The organism is Acinetobacter sp. AB03, from assembly GCF_058107045.1.
Genome location: NZ_JBUEBA010000002.1, coordinates 166,076 through 168,495, shown reverse-complemented (window position 1 = coordinate 168,495; position 2,420 = coordinate 166,076). Strand labels below are relative to the sequence as shown.

At 36.4% G+C, this 2,420-nt stretch carries 1 protein-coding gene and 1 pseudogene; both read right to left on the bottom strand.

What is annotated here, in order from left to right; translation table 11 throughout:
• Nucleotides 1-143: 143 nt before the first annotated feature.
• Nucleotides 144-1,496, bottom strand: coding sequence for a glutathione-disulfide reductase (gorA, locus tag ACY3FQ_RS00970; RefSeq protein ID WP_002122354.1), 1,353 nt, complete (start codon nucleotides 1,494-1,496; stop codon nucleotides 144-146).
• Between the two features lie 78 nt (nucleotides 1,497-1,574).
• Nucleotides 1,575-2,420, bottom strand: a pseudogene (locus ACY3FQ_RS00965) (IS3 family transposase); the annotation flags it as partial.

Below are 2,420 nucleotides of genomic sequence, written 5' to 3'. Positions count from 1 at the left end.
GAGCATGTGCTGTTTGTGATAAATTGAGATTATGTTGAGTGAGTTCTCTAATAATTCTAAGTTGTTGAAAGTTCATAATTTGGATATAGAATATAAAAATAAGAGCAAATATATAAATAAATGCTCTTTTAGATGATCAATGATTAACGCATTGTGACGAATTCTTCAGCAGAAGTCGGATGAATTGCTAAAGTGTTATCGAAGTCTTTTTTAGTTGCTCCCATTTTTAAAGCAACAGCAAAGCCTTGCAGAATTTCATCCATACCGTATCCAATACCATGAATTCCGACCACTTTCTCATCAGTTCCTACACAAATTAATTTCATTTTTGTGAGTTGTCGATGTTCTGTTATCGCTGTATACATGGATGTAAAGGAAGAACTATAAATTTTGATGGCATCTTTACCAAATTTTTCTATGGCTTGATCTTCGGTTAATCCAACTGTTCCAATAGGTGGGTGACTAAACACCACAGTCGGAATATTTTCATAATCTAAATGTTCATTTGGCTTATTGTTAAATAAACGTTCAGACAGTCTTCGACCCGCTGCCACAGCAACAGGTGTTAACTCGACTTTACCTGTAATATCACCCACTGCATAAATGCCAGACTGTGTTGTATTTTGATATGCATCAACATGAATAAAGCGATTCTCGTTCAATTGAACTTGAGTCTTATTAAGATTGATCGCTTCAGTTGCAGGTTTTCTACCAATTGCCCAAATCAAGCAATCTACACTATGTTCTGTACCATCTTCTAGGTGTAATACAAGTGAGTTATCTTGAACTTTAGTCACTTTGTTAATCTGACTATGAGTATGCACGTTAATATTTTCACTGCGCATATTCTCTAATAGTGTTTTACCAAGGAAATGATCTAATCCACGCAAAGGCTGATGTTTACGAATAAATAATTGTACATTCGAACCCAATGCATTAAGAACACCTGCCAATTCCACAGCAATATAGCCAGAACCAACAATAGCAGTCCGCTTCGGTAAGTGTTCTAATCCGAAGAAACCATTGGAATCAATACCATATTCAGCACCTTCAATTTCAGGTTTGAATGCTTGAGTCCCCGTAGCAATTAAAATATGGTCAGCTGTGTACGTTTCACCATTTACTTCAATTGTTTGAGCATCTAAAAATTTTGCAAAACCTCGAATGACATCAACATTATTTTTAGCTAGTCCTGTGTCATACGATGTATGTATTCGGCTGATATAGGCTTGTCTGTTTTCAACTAATTTCTTCCAGTTAAAGGATTTCAATTCTGTATTAAAGCCATAGTCAGGACCATATTTATGAATCGCATCGGCAATTTGAGCTGAATACCACATCACTTTTTTAGGAACACATCCTACGTTGACACAGGTTCCACCAATATCACCCATTTCTATCAGTGCACATTTCTTACCATACATGGCAGCACGATTGACTGATGCAATACCGCCACTGCCTCCGCCAATCGCAATATAATCATAGTGTTTAGACATAAATGAAATTCCTGTTTTTTAGATTTAAAAAGTTAATGATATACGCTGAATTATCAGGAGACTTTCCCTTGGGAGATTCTAGGCAGCCAACTTATAAAAGTCTTCGGCCATTTGATTTGGTGTCTTAAAACCCAAACCCTTTTGAATTCTTCGATGATTATAAAATAATTCAATGTATTTTATAATATCTGCTTTGGCTTCTTCTCTGGTTTGATAGTTGTAATGATGCACTAACTCATTTTTCAGTATTCCCCAAAAGCTTTCAATCGGTGCATTATCGTAACAGTCTCCGCGCTTGCTCATTGAACCTTGAAAACCATATTGCTCAAGTATATTTCGATATTCATGGCTGCAATATTGACTTCCTCTGTCTGAATGCACAATCAGTTCTTTGGTTGGTTTTTGATTGTGAATAGCCATATTTAGCGCATTACAAACAAGCTGTGCTGTCATGCGCTCATTTAAGCTATAGCCAACCACTTGCCCTGAGCTTGTAAGTATTTGGTTAATCGAATATAACCATAGCTCTGCCTTGTCTCCTCATGGGCTATTTTCACCAATATCGTCTGTTGATTTCGTTGAATCGTTCTTTTGCTCACGCCTCTCTTGAGCCAATCATAAAAACATGAAACTGAAACATGAAGTAATCGAGCCATTAAGGTAATTGGAAAAGAATATCTTTTTTGTTTCATATAGGCGTACCTTACTGACTTTCTTTGGCAAAGTACGCTGCTGCCTTTTTTAAAAATTCACGTTCCATTTCAGCTATTTTGAGCTGTTGTTTGAGTTTTTTATTTTCTTCGAGTAGAGCGTTTAGATCAGGTGAATACTGTTTTGTACCTGCTAAAGTTCCAGCCTTTGCTTTGGTATTCCAATTTGAAAGAGTTTGCATTGAAATGCTAAGTTGTCTAGCTGTTTCCGAGA